15 protein-coding genes are annotated in these 16,259 nt (G+C 66.0%); 4 read left to right on the top strand and 11 right to left on the bottom strand.

The window, feature by feature from the left end; all coding sequences use genetic code 11:
- Positions 1–57: 57 nt before the first annotated feature.
- Both H7A76_RS29945 and H7A76_RS29950 read right to left on the bottom strand, forming a co-directional pair.
- On the bottom strand, positions 58–468 hold the full coding sequence (locus H7A76_RS29945) for a RidA family protein (RefSeq protein WP_022639313.1): 411 nt from the start codon (positions 466–468) through the stop codon (positions 58–60).
- Positions 468–1,766, bottom strand: a complete 1,299-nt coding sequence (locus H7A76_RS29950; protein ID WP_185701849.1) for an NAD(P)/FAD-dependent oxidoreductase — start codon at positions 1,764–1,766, stop codon at positions 468–470. Before H7A76_RS29950 ends, H7A76_RS29945 begins: the two co-directional genes overlap by 1 nt.
- Positions 1,767–2,181: 415 nt before the next feature.
- On the opposite strand from H7A76_RS29950, the gene nspC reads away from it, so the two are divergent.
- From nspC to H7A76_RS29965, 3 genes are all read left to right on the top strand, one after another.
- A complete protein-coding gene (nspC, locus tag H7A76_RS29955) occupies positions 2,182–3,279 on the top strand; it encodes a carboxynorspermidine decarboxylase (protein WP_185701850.1) in 1,098 nt (365 codons plus the stop codon).
- A 31-nt stretch (positions 3,280–3,310) separates the two neighbouring features.
- Positions 3,311–4,555, top strand: coding sequence for a saccharopine dehydrogenase family protein (locus H7A76_RS29960; RefSeq protein WP_185701851.1), 1,245 nt, complete (start codon positions 3,311–3,313; stop codon positions 4,553–4,555).
- 210 nt (positions 4,556–4,765) lie between these two features.
- Positions 4,766–6,505, top strand: a complete 1,740-nt coding sequence (locus tag H7A76_RS29965; protein WP_185701852.1) for a dipeptidase — start codon at positions 4,766–4,768, stop codon at positions 6,503–6,505.
- Positions 6,506–6,546: 41 nt separating this feature from the next.
- On the opposite strand, the gene H7A76_RS29970 is transcribed toward H7A76_RS29965, so the two are convergent.
- The 7 genes from H7A76_RS29970 to H7A76_RS30000 form a co-directional block, all read right to left on the bottom strand.
- A complete protein-coding gene (locus H7A76_RS29970; RefSeq protein ID WP_185701853.1) occupies positions 6,547–7,512 on the bottom strand; it encodes a fatty acid desaturase family protein in 966 nt (321 codons plus the stop codon).
- Entirely contained in the window at positions 7,499–8,119 is a 621-nt protein-coding gene (locus tag H7A76_RS29975; protein WP_185701854.1) for a phosphatase PAP2 family protein, read from the bottom strand. The genes H7A76_RS29970 and H7A76_RS29975 overlap by 14 nt, the downstream gene beginning before the upstream one ends.
- 51 nt (positions 8,120–8,170) lie before the next feature.
- Positions 8,171–9,250 carry a hypothetical protein gene (locus tag H7A76_RS29980; RefSeq protein WP_260498113.1) on the bottom strand — a complete coding sequence of 360 codons (1,080 nt, stop codon included), beginning with the start codon at positions 9,248–9,250 and terminating at the stop codon, positions 8,171–8,173.
- 8 nt (positions 9,251–9,258) lie between these two features.
- Positions 9,259–9,993: a hypothetical protein gene (locus H7A76_RS29985; protein ID WP_185701856.1), complete on the bottom strand. Its 735-nt coding sequence runs from the start codon at positions 9,991–9,993 to the stop codon at positions 9,259–9,261.
- A complete protein-coding gene (locus H7A76_RS29990) occupies positions 9,990–11,021 on the bottom strand; it encodes a hypothetical protein (RefSeq protein WP_260498114.1) in 1,032 nt (343 codons plus the stop codon). Before H7A76_RS29990 ends, H7A76_RS29985 begins: the two co-directional genes overlap by 4 nt.
- A 38-nt stretch (positions 11,022–11,059) precedes the next feature.
- Positions 11,060–12,115 carry a glycosyltransferase family 2 protein gene (locus H7A76_RS29995; protein ID WP_185701857.1) on the bottom strand — a complete coding sequence of 352 codons (1,056 nt, stop codon included), beginning with the start codon at positions 12,113–12,115 and terminating at the stop codon, positions 11,060–11,062.
- Positions 12,116–12,211: 96 nt separating this feature from the next.
- Positions 12,212–13,108, bottom strand: coding sequence for a LysR family transcriptional regulator (locus H7A76_RS30000; protein WP_185701858.1), 897 nt, complete (start codon positions 13,106–13,108; stop codon positions 12,212–12,214).
- Between the two features lie 164 nt (positions 13,109–13,272).
- Here H7A76_RS30000 and H7A76_RS30005 point away from each other — a divergent pair, with 164 nt between their 5' ends.
- Positions 13,273–14,259: an NAD(P)H-quinone oxidoreductase gene (locus H7A76_RS30005; RefSeq protein ID WP_221775421.1), complete on the top strand. Its 987-nt coding sequence runs from the start codon at positions 13,273–13,275 to the stop codon at positions 14,257–14,259.
- Between the two features lie 38 nt (positions 14,260–14,297).
- Here H7A76_RS30005 and H7A76_RS30010 read toward each other — a convergent pair whose 3' ends face one another.
- Together H7A76_RS30010 and hchA are read right to left on the bottom strand one after the other, a co-directional pair.
- Entirely contained in the window at positions 14,298–15,026 is a 729-nt protein-coding gene (locus H7A76_RS30010; protein ID WP_185701860.1) for a PA1136 family autoinducer-binding transcriptional regulator, read from the bottom strand.
- Positions 15,023–15,901 carry a glyoxalase III HchA gene (hchA, locus tag H7A76_RS30015; protein ID WP_185701861.1) on the bottom strand — a complete coding sequence of 293 codons (879 nt, stop codon included), beginning with the start codon at positions 15,899–15,901 and terminating at the stop codon, positions 15,023–15,025. Before hchA ends, H7A76_RS30010 begins: the two co-directional genes overlap by 4 nt.
- Between the last annotated feature and the right edge of the window lie 358 nt (positions 15,902–16,259).

Consider the following 16,259-nt stretch of genomic DNA (forward strand, 5'->3'; position numbering starts at 1 on the left):
GCAACGATAGCTCCTGGGGCGGGCCGAGCGGCTCCGCCGAACTGCACAGCGCGGCACTCACTCGGGAATCACCGCGATCACGTCGATCTCCATCAGCCACTGGGGCTGGCCCAGGGCCGCGACCACCAGGCCGGTGGAGATCGGGAACACGCCCTTGAGCCACTTGCCCACCTCCTGGTAGACCGGCTCGCGATAGCGCGGATCGGTGAGATAGGTGGTGGTCTTGACGATATGGGCCAGCTCGCTGCCGGCCTCCTCCAGCAACTGCTTGACGTTTTTCATCGCCTGTTCGGCCTGGGCCCGTGGGTCGCCGAGCCCCACCAGGTTGCCGGCGAAATCGGTGCCCACCTGGCCCCGGACATACACGGTGTTGCCGGCGCGCACCGCCTGGCAGAGGTCGTTGTCCAGGGTCTGGTTGGGATAGGTGTCCTTGGTGTTGAACATGCGGATACGGGTATGGACTGGCATCAACGGGCTCCCACGGAACTGAAGGTATGGACGCTGGAACAGGCCGGCTCGCTGCCATAGGCCTGGTACTTGCGCTGGGTGGCGATGTGATCGGCGATGTGCTTGGCGTCGTGCCAGACACCCCAGATGAACGACGAACCGCGCCGCGACAGCCACGGCAGGCCGAGGAAGTAGATCCCCGGCTCGCGGGACACGCCGCGCTGGTGCAAGGGCTTGCCCTGCTCGCTGAAGGTGTCGACCTGCAACCAGGAAAAATCCACGGCATAACCGGTGGCCCAGATGATCGAGGTGATGCCGGCGGCCCGCAGGTCCAGCTCGAGGATCGGCCGCGTCACGCACTCTGGGTCCGGCAGGCGTCGCCGGGCTTCGGGTTCGGCCGGCAGGTCGAGGCCGTTGCGGGCGATGTAGGCGTCGGCGGCATCCAGCAGGGCCAGGTAGTTCTCGTCGCCCCGGGCCAGGTTGTCCACCAGGTCGGCCTGGAAGCTCACCCGGTCGCCGTCGAAGGCCTTGGTCAGCCCCACCAGGGTGATGCCTTGGTGGGCCAGGGCACGGAAGTCGATGGTCTGGCCGCCACGGGCGCCACTGACGGCGATAGTCACGTGCTCGCGACCGGGCTTGGCGATCTCGGCATCCCACTCCCCCAGGACCCCGAGCCACCAGCAGAAATCACGCCCACGGTAGGCGCGCGGCGGCCGGTCGTGGGCGCCCACCGACAGGTACACCGGGCGGCCGGCACGTTGCAGCTCATCGGCGATCTGCACCCCGGACGATCCGGCGCCCACCACCAGCACCGCGCCTGCCGGCAGTTGTTGCGGGTTACGGTAGTCGGCGGAGTGGATCTGCAGGAGCCGGGTATCGACAGGAGCGATGGGCGGGATCACCGGGCGCTGGAACGGCCCGGTGGCTGCTACCACCCGATTGGCCTGGATCGGCCCCATGGACGTCTCGACCGTGAAGCCGGGACGACCGACGTTGCGTTGTACCTGGCGTACTTCGACACCGGTACGGATCGGCGCGTCGACCTGGCGGGCATAGGCTTCGAAGTAGTCCGCCACCTGGTCCTTGGTGGCGAAGGCGTCGGGGCCCAGGTCGAATTCCAGCCCCGGGAAACGGTCGTGCCAGGCCGGGCCGTTGGCCACCAGCGAATCCCAGCGGCCACTGCGCCAGGCCTCGGCGATGCGCTTGCGCTCCAGCACCAGGTGCGGCACGCCCAGCTTGCCCAGGTGCTCGCTCATGGCCACGCCGGCCTGGCCCGCACCCACCACCAGGGTATCCACGTGTATTTGTTCAACGCTCATGTCTGTGTCCTTCTGCGAGACGGTGGACGCCAGCGCAAGGCTGGACGCTCTGTTCAGAACCCGGGTGTAAGTCGGATGCGACAGATGGTGCGGCAGACATCAGCGAAGGAAAATTACTAAATATGTGCTCGCTGGAGAGCAAAAAACGAGGCAGCTTGCGCGGGATCGCCCGCGGCCGCTGCGCGCCCGTGCGCAGCCTGCGCCAGCGGCTACACGAGGCGATCCGCAATCCATCCGCGGTCCTGTAGCCGCTGCTGAGCCTGCGAAGCTGCGCCAAGGCCCGCAGGGCCTTCGGCCACCGCCCTGCCCCATGCAATCGGGGCCGTCCGGCGAAAATCCATTTCCGTGCTTTCGATCTGTGGACACTGAAGGCACAATGCGTACCTTTTTGGCTGGCCCTGCCGGAGATCGCCCAATGATCAAGACGCCTTATTACCTCATCGACAAACAGAAGCTGCTGGTCAACATGCAGAAGATCGCCTATGTGCGCGAGCAATCCGGCGCCAAGGCCCTGCTGGCCCTCAAGTGCTTCGCCACCTGGTCGGTGTTCGACCTGATGCAGCAATACATGGACGGCACCACCTCCTCGTCGCTGTACGAGCTCAAGCTGGGCCGGCAGAAGTTCGCGGGCGAGACCCATGCCTACAGCGTGGCCTGGGCCGACGATGAGATCGAGGAAATGCTCGATAACTGCGACAAGATCATCTTCAACTCCATCGGCCAGCTGCAACGCTTCGCCGAGCAGTCCGAAGGCAAGGTCCGCGGCCTGCGGGTCAACCCCCAAGTGAGCAGCTCCGACTACCTGCTGGCCGACCCGGCTCGTCCGTTCAGCCGCCTGGGCGAATGGGACCCGGCGAAGATCGAGCAGGTGATCGAGCAGATCAGCGGCTTCATGTTCCACAACAACTGCGAGAACGGCGACTTCGGCCTGTTCGACCAGATGCTGAACCACATCGAGGAGCGCTTCGGCCACCTGCTGCACAAGGTCGAATGGGTCAGCCTGGGCGGCGGCATCCATTTCACCGGCGAAGACTATGCCCTGGATGCGTTCTGCGCCCGGCTCAAGGCCTTCTCCGAAAAATACGGCGTGCAGGTGTACCTGGAGCCCGGCGAAGCGGCGATCACCCAGAGCGCCTCGCTGGAGACCACCGTGCTCGACACCCTGTACAACGGCAAGCACCTGGCGGTGGTGGACAGTTCCATCGAAGCGCACATGCTCGACCTGCTGATCTACCGCCTCAATGCCAAGATGGCCCCCAACGACGGCGAGTACACCTACATGGTCTGCGGCAAGTCGTGCCTGGCCGGCGACATCTTCGGCGAGTACCCATTCGAGCGTCCGCTGGCCATCGGCGATCGACTGTCGTTCGTTGACGCGGCGGGTTACACCATGGTCAAGAAAAACTGGTTCAACGGTCTGAAAATGCCGTCCATCGTCGTGAAACAACTCGACGGTAGCGTCGAGGTGGTTCGCGAGTTTGGTTTCGAAGACTACCTGTCCAGCCTTTCCTGAACGGGCAGGTGATTAAGGAGAAGTACGTAAATTGAAGAAGAATGTTCTTATCATTGGTGCAGGAGGTGTCGCCAAGGTGGTGGCCCACAAGTGCGCGCAGCACAACGACGAACTCGGTCGTATTGCTATCGCGTCGCGCAACATCTCCAAATGCCAGGCCATCATCGACAGCGTAAAGGCCAAGGGCAGCCTCAAGGTGCCCGCCGATATCCAGGCCTTCTCGCTTGACGCTCTGGATATCGAAGCGACCAAGGCGCTGATCCGCGAGACCGGATCGCAAATCGTCATCAACGTCGGTTCCGCCTTCCTCAACATGTCGGTGCTGCGTGCCTGCATCGATACCGGCGTGGCCTACCTGGACACCGCGATCCACGAAGAGCCAGGCAAGATCTGCGAGACCCCGCCGTGGTACGGCAACTACGAGTGGAAACACCTCGAGGAATGCCAGCAGAAGAACGTCACCGCCATCCTCGGCGTGGGCTTCGATCCGGGCGTGGTCAACGCCTATGCCGCGCTGGCCAAGCAACAGCATTTCGACCGCATCGACTCGATCGACATTCTCGACGTCAATGCCGGTTCCCATGGCAAGTATTTCGCCACCAATTTCGACCCGGAAATCAATTTCCGCGAATTCACCGGACAGGTGTGGAGCTGGCAGGACAGCCAGTGGACCAGCAACACCATGTTCGAAGTCAAGCGTACCGACGACCTGCCAGTGGTGGGCTCGCAAAACCTGTACCTGACCGGCCACGATGAAGTGCACTCGCTGTCCAAGAACCTGCAAGTGCCCAACGTGCGCTTCTGGATGAGCTTCGGCGAGCACTACATCAACGTGTTCACCGTGCTGAAGAACCTGGGCCTGCTCTCCGAGCAGCCGGTCAAGACCGCCGAAGGCCTGGAAGTGGTGCCGCTCAAAGTGGTCAAGGCGGTACTGCCCGACCCGGCCTCCCTGGCCCCGGGCTACACCGGCAAGACCTGCATCGGCGACCTGGTCAAGGGCACCAAGGACGGCCAGCCGCGCGAGGTGTTCATCTACAACGTGGCCGACCACGAGGAAGCCTACGCCGAGACCGACAGCCAGGGCATTTCCTACACCGCGGGCGTGCCACCAGTCGCCGCCGCGCTGCTGGTGGCCCGTGGCGAGTGGGACGTGCAGCGCATGGTCAACGTCGAGGAACTGGCCGCTGAGCCATTCCTCAAGGCGCTGGACGTGATGGGCCTGCCGACCCGCATCAAGGACGAGCATGGCGACCGTCCGTGGGACGCCGCCCTCTAAGGTAGTCCCGAACGCAGGGGGCGCCCACCGCGGCGCCCCCTGCCCCGCCGGCGACCCATTTTTCGTTTGTGCGCCGCTTTTGCATTTCTGTGCGACAGTTCCCCTTTCCGGGGCTCCCGAAGCCCTCCTGCGCAGTGTTAGCTTGGCAAGGTTTCTGTCTGGCCTATCAGACATTCCCTACCCACCTCCTGCAAAGGAATGCCCTGCGTAATGGACTTTTCCCTCAAGCACCTGGCCACGGCCACCCTGATGCTCGCCAGCCTGTCGGCGTTCGCCAACGTCGCCCAGGCCAACATCACGCCGCAACAGAGCGCGGCCATCCTCAAGAACTTCAACGACGCCTCGGTCAAGGACTTCCGCCAGTTCATCGGCGAGGTCGCCAAGAGCCAGCCGGGCAAGAGCGCCCACCTGGCCCCGGCCATCGATGGCTTCCTGGCCGGCAAGACGCTCTCGGCCGAGCAGCAGAACGAGATCCACCGCCTGCTCGGGCTCTATGCCCGGGTCAAGTACGGCAAGGCCGCCACTGAAACCCTGCGCGAACTGGTGGCCATCCCCACCTTCCGCGTGGACGGCGTGCCCCAGCACGAGAACCCGGAATTCCTCAAGATCGCCGACAAGATCAAGGGCCTGGCCCAGGACTTCGGCCTGGCGTTTCGCAACGTCGACAACCGCGTCTACGAGATCTCCCTGCCCGGCAGCGGCGACGAAGTGGTGGGCATCCACGCCCACGCCGACGTGGTGCCGGTCACCCCGGAGAACTGGGTACTGCAGGACGGTACCCGGCTCGACCCGTTCAAGGTCACGCTGATCGGCGACCGGATGTACGGGCGCGGCACCGAGGATGACAAGAACGGCATCGTGGTGGCGCTGTACGCCATGAAGATCGTCAAGGAAGAAAAACTGCCCCTGGCACGCAACTTCAAGCTGCTGGTGGATACCACCGAGGAAACCAGCGGCGATGCCATCCCCTACTACTTCGAACACAACCCGGTGCCCAACTACAACCTGGCGCTCGATGGCGGCTACCCGGTGGTGATCGCCGAGAAAGGCTCCAGCACCGTGATGGCGACCTTCCCCCAGCGTGCCGCCGAGGGCAAGGGCGCGCAGATCACCCACTTGACCGGCGGCCTGGCCCCCAACCAGATCCCCTCCACCTCGGTGGCGACCCTGGTGACCGAGCAGCCGGCCGAACTGGTGGCCAGCCTGCAGAAGGCCGGGGCCGAGTACGTCAAGCGCCACGGCGGCAACTTCAAGATCGATGCCCGGGTAGAAGGCAAGGACGTACTGCTGACCGTCACCGGCGTGTCCGCCCACTCCTCCGAACCCGAGTCCGGGGTCAACCCGGTGGCGCGGATGCTGGACTTCGTCCACGGCCTGGAGGGCAAGGTGGCACTCAAGCACAACCAGTTCACTGACGCCGCGCATTACCTCGCCGACAACTGGGGCCTGGACTATGAAGGCAAGAAGCTGGGCGTGGGTTTCGCGGATGCCTTCATGGGCCCGCTGACCACCTCGCCGACCCTGGTCAGCGTGGATGACAAGGCACTGAAGGTCGCGGTGAACCTGCGCGTGCCCAAGGGCAAGGCGCCAGAGGCGCTGAAGGCGCAGATCAGCGACAAGCTGGAGGCCTGGAGCAAGCAGAACCAGGTGGCGGTGCAGTTCAACACCTCGGTCGCCGCGCCGATGTACCGCAACCCCGAGGGCGAATGGGTCAAGGCGCTGCTGGACGTGGCCAGCGAGAACCTGGGCATGGCCCACGAGTTCGGCACCTCCGCCGGGGCGACCTCGGTCCATGAACTGCCCAATGGCGTGCAATTCGGCCTGGCGCGTCCGCAGGTGAAATACACCGGCCACACCGACAACGAGTTCAAGACCGTGGAGCAGTTCCTGCTGGACCTGCAGATCGTCACCGAGATGGTCGGCCGGGTCGGACAGCTGCCCAAGCTCTAACCGTCCCCTTGGCACTGGCCCCTGCGGCCAGTGCACCTGTCTCAGTCGCCCGCAGCGTCCTGCGCCGGGCGGCTGACATCCCGCAGCACCGCGATATAGCCCCGGTAAAGGTTCTCCACCGGCAGCAGCCCTCGGGCCGCCAGCTGGCGATGGGCGCTGCGCAGGTGATAGAAGGGTATGCGCACGTAGAGATGGTGTTCGATGTGGTAGTGGATCCCGTGGGGGCCGAAGACGAAGGTCTGCCAGTTGGGCGCCACGATGCTACGGGCGTTCTGGCTCTGGTCGGCGTTGGCGGGCAAGCCCGCATGCTCGAGGATCGCCCGCACGCGCCCCATCAGCGGCAACAAGGTAATGGCCGGCAGCAACCACAACCCCAGGTAGAGCCATGGGTGCCCGGACCAGGCCAGCAGTCCCAGCAGCACGCCATTGCCCAGCAGCATCGACAGGACTTCCCCGAGCACTTGGCGCGCCGACTTGTCGACCCTGGGCAGGCAGTGGCGGTAGTCGCCGCGAACCAACTTGAAGGCGCTGATGAAGTACCCCACCCCACACAGGTCCGCCGCCAGGCGCAAGGCCAGGCGCCGCCGAGGCAACGGATAGTCCCCGATGCCGAACACCGCCGCCACCGGATCGTCGTGCAGCATGGGCTGGCGATGGTGCTTGAGGTGCCCGGCCCGATAAGTACGCAGGGAAAGGAACAACGGACCGGCGGCCAGCCATTGGCCGACCCAGTCATTGGCCGACTGACGACGCAACAGCACGCCATGGGCGCTCTCGTGCATGATCACCGCCAGCGCCAGTTGGCTGCGGGCGATGACCAGCGCCGCCAGCAGGTACGTCAGGGGGTGCGGCCAATAGGCGGCGCAGGCGAATGCCACGCCGATCAGGCCCCAGTCGGCCAGCAACGCCAGCAGGCCGATCCACGGCTTGAGGACGAACCACTCGGCGGCGGGGGTAAAGGCGCGCAATGCCAGGTTGGCCCCGGCACGCGATTCAAGCTGGGACACGGCGAATGCTCCCTTGTCGGTGAGTGGCCAAGGCGCAGGCCAGGGCCAGCAGCAGGCCGCCAGCGACGTCGACCAGGGTGTGCTGCTTGAGGGTCAGGGTCGACAGGCAGATCAACAGGCCGCTGCCGACGACCAGCCATTTGCCACGCCGGCCCCACAGTGCCCGGCAGGCCAGGCACGTCACGGTTACATGCAGGCTGGGAAAACCGTTGCAGGCCAGGTCCAGTTGCCACATCCGGCTCAGTCGCTGCTGCAGGAAGCCGCTGCCGAGCACGCCGAGATCCGGACGGGGCACCTGCTCGGGAAACAGCCAGAAGCACAACAAGCCCACGACGAAGGCCATGCCGGTAGCGTTGCGCAAGGCCCTGAAGCCCTCTTGGCTGGCGTAGGCCGCCGCCAACAGGACAAAGGGAAAGAACAGCACGTAGAGGAACCAGGACGGGGCCACGAAAGGAATCAGCTCATCCAGCGGCGTGACCCAGTGATAGCGCGGCGTGACCAGGCGCTGCAGGCCGATGAACACGCCCAGCCCCAGCAGCAAGCCGAACGCCGCCGCCAGGGCCTGCCGAGGATTGGCGCACCCGGGACGCGGCCAGGAGCCGGTCATGGCTGTCGGCTCGCTGCGGGCATGGGGACATGGCGATTCAAGGCGGCGCCCTCACAAGCCAAGCAGGTGATTGGCCCAGGCATCGATCCGTGCCTGGGCCCGCTGGTTGCCCGACACCACGTCAGGCGCTGGGGCGAGCGCGCTCAATTGCCGCGCCGCCGCGCTCACCTGGCGCCGAAAGTCGGCAATGTCGCCGCGCCAGGTCACTACCCGGTGCAGCAGTTGCAACTGGCTGGCCCGGGCGGCATTGCTGGCCTGCTCCGGCTGGTCGCTCACCACCAGGATGATCGGCCGCTGGTAGACCCGGGCGATGGACAGCGCCGCCATGCCCGGTGCCGATACCAGCAGTTGCGCCCGGGCCGCGCGGCTGGCCCAGCGCGGGTCGACCCCGAGCCAGCCGTTGCGCCCGGCATAGCCCTCGCCCACCAGGTGCCGATCCAGGCCGGCATCGTCCAGGCCGGCCTCCAGGGCATCGGCCAGCCCGGGTTCGCGAAAGTGCGGGTTGAGGTACACCGCCGCGCCCACCGCGAGCTGTTCCGGCAACGCCTCGACCAGGGCCACCGGGGTCGGCAGGCGATACAGCACTGGGGCCACGGTATCGTCGACCTCGTAGGCAAAATCGTGCTCGATGCGCGCCCGCGCGGCGTTGATCTGGCGCTCGACGATCCAGGCGAACAACCGCCCGAACTGCCGTGGCCACATGCCATCGAAGTTGTTCAGCAACGCCACCTTCAGGCTCGCGCCGTACACATGCACCACCTTGCGCCGCCAGCCCGGCAGCATGCCCATGTACAACAACGCCGGATGAAAGGAGTCGTTGATCACCAGCTCCACGTTGCGCAACCGGCGCTGCAGCTGGAGGATGTCGCGCAGCATCCGCCCGGGGCGGAACAGGTACTGGGCGACATTGCGATTGGTGGCCCGGCGCAGCATGTTCTGCTGGCTGTCGAACTGCACCGCATAGTGCCGCGAAAGGACCTCGGCCTGGACCCCGAAACTGCGCAGGAAGCGCTGGCCCTGGTCCGACGTGGTCAGCACCTCGACCTGGGCGCCGGCCGCGCGCAGGGCCTGCACCAGCAACTGCGCGCGCATCAGGTGGCCACGGGCATCGGCGGTGGCGAGATAGAGCATGCGGGGAGTCATCGAATGGCGCCGCGTCCACCGCCCAGCACCCAGCCGGCCAGGCACATCGCCAGGGCGCCGGTCACGCCAAAGCTCGCATCGACCCGGCGGATGTCCTTGAGCAGCCGCGCCAGGTGCACGGTTTCATGGGGGGCGACAATGCGTTGCAAGGTGCCCTGGCACAAGCGCACATGGGCCTTTTCATCGGCCAGGACCTGCGACAGCAACGGATACAGCCCATGCTCGGCGCCGATGACCGCGCAGTGGCGGCTCAGCACCCGTTGCGCCATCTGTTCGGCACACAGGCCGGTGGCATAGGCCGGCACCAGCAGGCCCTGCTCGAAATGCCCCGCATAGCGGCGGGCCAGGCGCTGCCAGCGCTGGATCTTGCGCCGGCTGAGCCAATCCGGCTCCAGGCGTGCCGTACCGTCGCCGCCACGTTCGGCCAGGGCCGCGGCGAACAGCGTCACGTGCCGTTGCTCATCGGCCAGGTGCCGCTCGACCTGGCGCTCGAGCCAGGGTGGCGACTGCGGCAGCAACTCATCCAGCAGCGCACGTTCGGTGGCGTCCTCCCCAGCCAGGTAGATGCGCAGCAGCAGGCGCTCCCCACGCACGCTGCGATGCAGGCGCTGCAGGGCGACGCGCTTGATGCGATCCACCAGGCGCGCCTGTACGGCTCCCAACCCACGGGGCCGGGGCATGTCCAGGCAACTGAAGTCCGCTTGGCTTGCAAGCGCTTCGCCGGCACTCATGGCACGGACTGCGCGGTGTCCACGCCCTGGGTCGCAGTGGTGGCCGCCTGGGCGCTGCGATGCCAGGCCAGGATCAGGCCGATGAAGCTGTCACGCATGAAGGCCGTACCACTGGCAGTGGCCCCGGGGAAACTCTGCTCCTGGCCGTTGTAACGCAGGTAGCCCTGGCCATTGACCGCGCCCAGCTCCAGGCGGTCGTGCTTGTGCAAGCCACGCTGGCGCACGTCCTCGAGCAAGGGGCTGTCCTCCAGGCCGAAGACGAACAACTGGCGCTGGACCACCCACCGCGGAATCTGGCCGCTCAAGGCTTGCAGGTCGAGGTTCCAGGTGCCCTGCTCCAGCACCTGGTCCAGCGGCAGGCTGCCCGGTTGCCTCGAGCTGAAGCGGGCACGCATCAGCGACTTCGAGACCCGCCCTACCCCCAGGCCGATGGTGATGTCATCGGCCGTCGGATTGTTCTCGTCGCTGGGACGCACCACCACCAAATAGCTGGCGACCCGGGCGGCGATCGATGGCTGCGCCAAGACCTTGCGCGCCAGCTCGGGATTGAGCAGCACGTGCTCGTCACGCCCCTGGTGGACGCTTATCTGGTAAGGGTCCAGGGCGATATCCCGGAAGCTGCCACGCACCGGCGCATGTACATAGGTGTCGGCCTTCCAGGTCTTGCCCGAACGCCGCACCAGTACCTGCAAGCTCAAGGGCACGCGCTGGCCGTCGCTGGCAATGCCGCTGCCATGCAGCAGCACGTCGCCGATCACGCCCTTGCCGGCAGGCCGGGCCTCGACGCTGAACACTATGGTGCGCGCCTGCGGGTCAACGCTGGCCCGTGCGTCCGCCACGTCCAGGGCCAGGCGGTTGCAGTTTTGCGCGGCGCCGCCCTGGACCGTCGCACAGCCACTGCCGGAGACGAAGTGCAGCACGCTGCGGCCGTTGATTTCGCTGGGGGCGGCGCTGGCTGGGGCGGCGCACGCCAACCATGCCAGGCACGCCAGGGAGGCGCCGAATGCGGCCAGGGGTTTCATGCTCATGGGAACTTCCTGTAGGGGCGCCTAGGGGGCGGCGCGGATCAATCCAGCTGGCGGTGATAGGAAAGGGCTTGCCCCTGGCGCGCGCTGGCACGGCCGATATTCAACCCCAGCCCGCGGATCAGCGCGCCGGCGCTATCGAGGGACGAGATACCGAGTATCGCCAGGATCGCACCCAGGCGCCGCCGCCCATGCACGGCCGGCAGGTCCTGGTGGTTGAGTGCGCGCAGGCTGTAGCCCAGGCGCCCGAGCATCACGCACAAGGGGCCGATGGGTCCGCTGCGTCCGAGCCATTGCAACCAGCCCGGCATATAGGCACGCACCAGGTAGGGGGTCAGGTCGACACTGTCGCCACCGCGCAACCAGCGCAGCTTGAACACTTCGCCACGGCTGTCGGGCAACCGGTGCTCGGTATGGGCCGCCGGAACGTAGCGTACCGCCACCCCCGCCGCCTGCAGGCGCAGGCCCATGACCTGGCAGTGGGCACGGTAGACGCCGTCCAGCGGCTGGTAGCGATACTGCTCGAAGGTGGCACAACGAAAGGCCACGTTGTTCGCGTAGAAATTGCGGGTCGCCCGGGCTCCGAGCGGGCTGGGGAAGTACATGAAGTCGATGGTGGTCAACGCGCTGCCGACCACGCTCGGGGCATAGCTGGTGCGCCCGGCGACGGCCAGGGGCGCATCCGCCTCGGTGAAGGGCAAGAGCAACTGCTCCAACCAGTGGCTGGCGGGAAGGCAGTCGGCATCGGCGAACACCACGTACTGGCAGCGCGCCTGGTCGACCGCCTCGAAACCGATATTCTTGGCCTCGTAGTAACCGGTGCGGGGGTCGATCTCGACGAACTCCAGCACTCGCCCGGCCAGTGCGCACAGCGCCTCCCGGGCCGCTTGCCCGAGGCCATCGTGGGTGATGATCCATTGGCCGAGCGATTGCGGGCAGAGGCTCTGGCGAGCCAGGCGGGCTACCAGGTGCTTGAGGCTGTCCAGGGCCTGCGCCGGGTCCTTGCCGCCGCGCAGGTTGTTGGTTTCCAGCACCAGCGCGGTCCTGCCGGCGATCGCTGCCAGGGGCCGGGCATCACAGGCGGGCTGTTGCGACATCCGGGTCGTCGGTTGTTGACTATCCATGGCGCGGTATCTCAGGAAAAGGCAGGGCTGCCGGGCTTCAGGGGCGCAATCACAGCATTATTCCGGGGATTATTCAAACGGCGGATTCGCCGGCCCGCCCGTGTTGGCGAAGGACCGCGCCAGGTGCTCCATCACCAGGCGCATGCGCGTGGTATGCCGCAGGTCCTGGTGGGTGACCATCCACACCTCATATGGCTTGCCGGCCGTGCGCCCGGGCCAGATCCGCTCCAGGCCGTCACGCCGGCCCATCTCGATGGGGATCTCGCTGATGCCCAGGCCCTGGGCGATGGAGCGCCGCAGCAACATGTTGGAATTCACCGCCATCACCACCCGGGCCTGGTCGATGGGCTCGTCGAGCAAGGTCGGCTGCGCACGATCCCGCCAGTACGGCTCGTACATCACCAGGTCATGGCCCTTGAAGCCGGTGCCAGGCTCGGGCTGGCCATGGCGCTCCAGGTATTCGCGCGCCGCGAACAGGCCCATCGGCCACTCGGCCAGCTTGCGCAGGATCAGGTCGGGATTGTCCGGACGCAGGTTCCTGATGGCGATGTCGGTTTCGCGTCGTGACAGGTTGACCACCTCGGAGGTGCTGTTGAGCACGATACGGATATCCGGGTGCGCAAGGTGCAGCGCCTTGAGCGCGGGCATCACGAAATCACAGGCCAGGGAGTCGGTGGTGGAAATCCGTACTTCGCCGGCCAGTTCGTTATCCATCCCCCCGGTACGCCGGATCAGCTCCAGGGCCATCTGCTCCATCTTCCCGGCCATCGCGAAGGCCATTTCGCCAACGCTGGTCAGCTGGTAGCCGGCCGGAGTGCGCAGGAACAGGGTCGATCCCAGGTCCGCCTCCATGGCCGCGATACGCCGCCCCACCGTGGCCTGGTCCACATGCAGGACCCGCGCCGCACGGCGCAAGGTCAACTCGCGCCCGAGGGCCAGCAGGATCCGTGCATCATCCCAGTTCATTGAAGATTTCCCCCTGAAGAATCATTGCAACACAGCCTCGCAAAATCGCCGCGCGCCGGCACCGGCCCGCTTGCGTAACCTTTGCCCACCCCAGCCCGAACGGCCGGAATCCACCTTACCAGGACCCATTCATGAGCCATTCCCATAGTGCGCCAGAGGCGCAGATGACCGTTATCGAGATCACCCGGCCGGGTGATCCCCAGGTATTGAAACCTGCCCGCCGGGCGGTGCCTACCCCTGGCCCGCGGGAGATCCTGATCCGGGTCAGCGCCGCTGGCGTCAACGGCCCCGACCTGCTGCAGCGCAAGGGCCTCTACGATCCGCCAGCCGGCGCCTCGGACATCCCGGGCCTGGAGATCGCCGGGGAAGTCGCCGCCCTGGGCAGCGAAGTGACGCGCTTCAGCGTGGGCGACCCGGTGATCGCCCTGGTCACGGGCGGCGGCTACGCCCAGTACACGGTCGCCGACGAACGCACCACCATGCACCTGCCCGGCGGCCTGTCGATGATCGAAGCCGCGGCGCTGCCCGAGACCTTCATGACCGTGTGGGTCAACCTGTTCCAGCGCGGCCAGTTCAAGGCCGGCGAATCGCTGCTGGTGCATGGTGGCGCCTCCGGCATCGGCACCACGGCGACCCTGCTGGCCAAGGCCCTGGGCGCGTCGAAGATCTTCACCACGGTCGCCAATGCACAACAACAGGCGGCCAGCCTGGCCCTGGGTGCCGACGTGGCCATCGACTACAACCGCGAGGACTTCGTCGAGCAAGTGCTGCTCGGGACCGAGCAGCTTGGGGTCGACGTCATCGTCGACATCATTGCCGGGGACTATGTGGCGCGTAACTTCCAGGCCGCGGCGATGAACGCGCGCATCGTGCAGATCGGCGTGGTCAAGGGCCCGGCGACCCAGGTCGACCTGTTCCCGATGCTGGTCAAGCGCCTGACCCACCTGGGCTCGACCCTGCGCTCGCGCAGTCCCGAGGACAAGGCCGGGATCATCGCCGAGCTGGAATCCAAGGTCTGGCCCCACGTCCAGAGCGGCGCGGTCAAGCCATTGATCTTCAAGACCTTCGCCTTGACGGATGCCGACCAGGCCCACGCCCTGATGGAGTCCGGCCAGCACATCGGCAAGGTGGTGCTGACCGTCGCCCACTAACCCCGGAGCCCAGGCCGAGGTTGTCCATGACGACCCGGCTACGGCGCCTGGCGGTCGGGCACGGCGTCCAACTCGCCGTTGCGCACCGCCACCTTGATGGCTTGCGCGGTGGTGCTGGCACCCAGGCGCCGACGCGCCGCCCGCAGGTGGTTTTCCACGGTGCGCCCGGACAACCCCAGCGTCACGGCGATATCGGCCTGGCGCTTGCCGGCGGCGGTCCAGGCCAGGACTTCACGCTCCCGGTCCGACAACTGCCTGGACGGGTCGCCGACGGCCACCTCCAGCAACCGCCGTGCGGCACAGAACGCCGCACTGGCGACGTTGCCCAACATCAACCGGACCCTCGGGCTGCTGTCGATCCGCTCGCCCCCCAGACTCATGGCGCCCTCCAGGCCAAGGGGGCCGAACACCGGCACCTGCAGGCCATGCAGGCCGGCGCCCTGGGGACGGCGAACCACCTGATAGCGGTCACCACGCTTGCTCCAGAAGAACGGCTCGCGTGCCTCCAGGATATGCCGGGTGACCGGGCAGCGGCGCACGTAGGTCGTGGCGTCGACCACCTGGCCGTCGCCGAACCAGTCCCCCTCGACCCAATAGATGCGCTCGAGCACTTCGTCCCTGGCCGATGAGGCGGAAAACAGCACGAAACGGTCATAACCGAAAGGGCCCGCCAGGCCCCGCACCAACGCCTGGATCGCAGGCAGCGCCGTGGCGCGCTCCAGTTCCAGGACGCTGTGCAGAGCCGCTTCAGCGCTGGTCGCAGTCACCCGGCCGCCACTGCTTGCAGCAACGCGGTGGCCGCCAGCTTGCCCAGGGCGTTGCCCGCCAGCGGGCTGTCGCCGGTGAGCAGCTTGCGGTCCTGGTGCACGGCCCCGGAGATGTCCTGGTTGAGGATCTCGATCCCCAGGGCGGACAGCTGCTCGCCGAACTTCCAGGTCAGGTGGCCGGGCATGTAGCCGATGGCCGGGGTCTGGGCGTCCAGGGCGTCGGGGAAGGCGCAGATGCGGTAACCGTTGAACAGGCACGTGTCCCTGGTCTCGCCGAGCCCGGCAGCCAGCAATGCCGCCGGGCCATGGCACAAGGAAATGACGAACTTGTCGTTGGCCATGGCCCATTGCAGGAGTTTTTTCACCTCGGCACTTTCGGGCAGGCCGATCAGCGCGCCATGGCCGCCAGGGATGAACACCCCGATGTAGTCGGAATCGGCGCCCAGGGCGTTGTCCAGGACCTCGGCCAGCTTCAAGGGTTGCTTGAACTGGCTGCGGTACTTGGCATACAGGCCTTTGACCTCGATATCTTCGGACGGCATGGCCCAGAACTCGAACTTGACCGGGTTGCCCGACAAGGTGGCGATATCAAAACCGAATCCGGCCTTGTCCAGGTGGTACATGGGCAGCAGGGTTTCCACCGGATGATTGCCGGTGGAGAACATCGTGCCGTTGTCCGTCAGCAGGTAGCGCTCGTCCGCACCGATCACCAGCACCTTCCAGCGCCCACCGGTATAGGGCCGCTGGTAGTCGGCACCACTGAGGTCGGAATGGGCGGAGGTGAACTGGCTTAGCGAATACGGCGAGGGGAAAAACGCGTTGTCCTCGGCCAGATCCGGAGTCGGGCGTTTGTCGTCGGTGGGGGTATGACTCATGGCTTGCTCCGTTGTGCAGGGCGATTTCCATCATCATTGTAGGAAAGCACACCGGCAGCAATGAGGGTTTTCCCTCAAGCCGAGCGTGGCTTGCATTCATATAGGGCGTTGATGGCCCCATCGGCAAAGCAAGGCGATTAAATGCTCCCCCCCTTCTCATGCACGGAGGAGCTTCGTAACCATGACGGGACAGTGGTTTGGCGACAGTAGTGACGGCTGCACTCAGCCGGCCCGGTTGAGTGGCCCGGGAATAAACATGCCACTGTTGCGCAGGCATTTATTTAGGACAAAAAAAAGCCACTCGATTGAGTGGCTTTTTTGAATCTGGAGCGGGAAACGAGACTCGAACTCGCGACCC

Source organism: Pseudomonas sp. MSSRFD41 (assembly GCF_014230245.1).
GTDB lineage: Bacteria > Pseudomonadota > Gammaproteobacteria > Pseudomonadales > Pseudomonadaceae > Aquipseudomonas > Aquipseudomonas piscis.

Excerpts from the sequence above, each read along its gene's own strand:
- H7A76_RS29945 (WP_022639313.1), bottom strand. The coding sequence starts at position 468 with ATGCCAGTCCATACCCGTATCCGCATGTTCAACACCAAGGACACCTAT.
- H7A76_RS29950 (WP_185701849.1), bottom strand. The coding sequence starts at position 1,766 with ATGAGCGTTGAACAAATACACGTGGATACCCTGGTGGTGGGTGCGGGC.
- nspC (WP_185701850.1), top strand. The coding sequence starts at position 2,182 with ATGATCAAGACGCCTTATTACCTCATCGACAAACAGAAGCTGCTGGTC.
- H7A76_RS29965 (WP_185701852.1), top strand. The coding sequence starts at position 4,766 with ATGGACTTTTCCCTCAAGCACCTGGCCACGGCCACCCTGATGCTCGCC.
- H7A76_RS29975 (WP_185701854.1), bottom strand. The coding sequence starts at position 8,119 with ATGACCGGCTCCTGGCCGCGTCCCGGGTGCGCCAATCCTCGGCAGGCC.
- H7A76_RS29980 (WP_260498113.1), bottom strand. The coding sequence starts at position 9,250 with ATGCTCTATCTCGCCACCGCCGATGCCCGTGGCCACCTGATGCGCGCG.
- H7A76_RS29985 (WP_185701856.1), bottom strand. The coding sequence starts at position 9,993 with ATGAGTGCCGGCGAAGCGCTTGCAAGCCAAGCGGACTTCAGTTGCCTG.
- H7A76_RS29990 (WP_260498114.1), bottom strand. The coding sequence starts at position 11,021 with ATGAGCATGAAACCCCTGGCCGCATTCGGCGCCTCCCTGGCGTGCCTG.
- H7A76_RS29995 (WP_185701857.1), bottom strand. The coding sequence starts at position 12,115 with ATGTCGCAACAGCCCGCCTGTGATGCCCGGCCCCTGGCAGCGATCGCC.
- H7A76_RS30000 (WP_185701858.1), bottom strand. The coding sequence starts at position 13,108 with ATGAACTGGGATGATGCACGGATCCTGCTGGCCCTCGGGCGCGAGTTG.
- H7A76_RS30005 (WP_221775421.1), top strand. The coding sequence starts at position 13,273 with ATGACCGTTATCGAGATCACCCGGCCGGGTGATCCCCAGGTATTGAAA.
- hchA (WP_185701861.1), bottom strand. The coding sequence starts at position 15,901 with ATGAGTCATACCCCCACCGACGACAAACGCCCGACTCCGGATCTGGCC.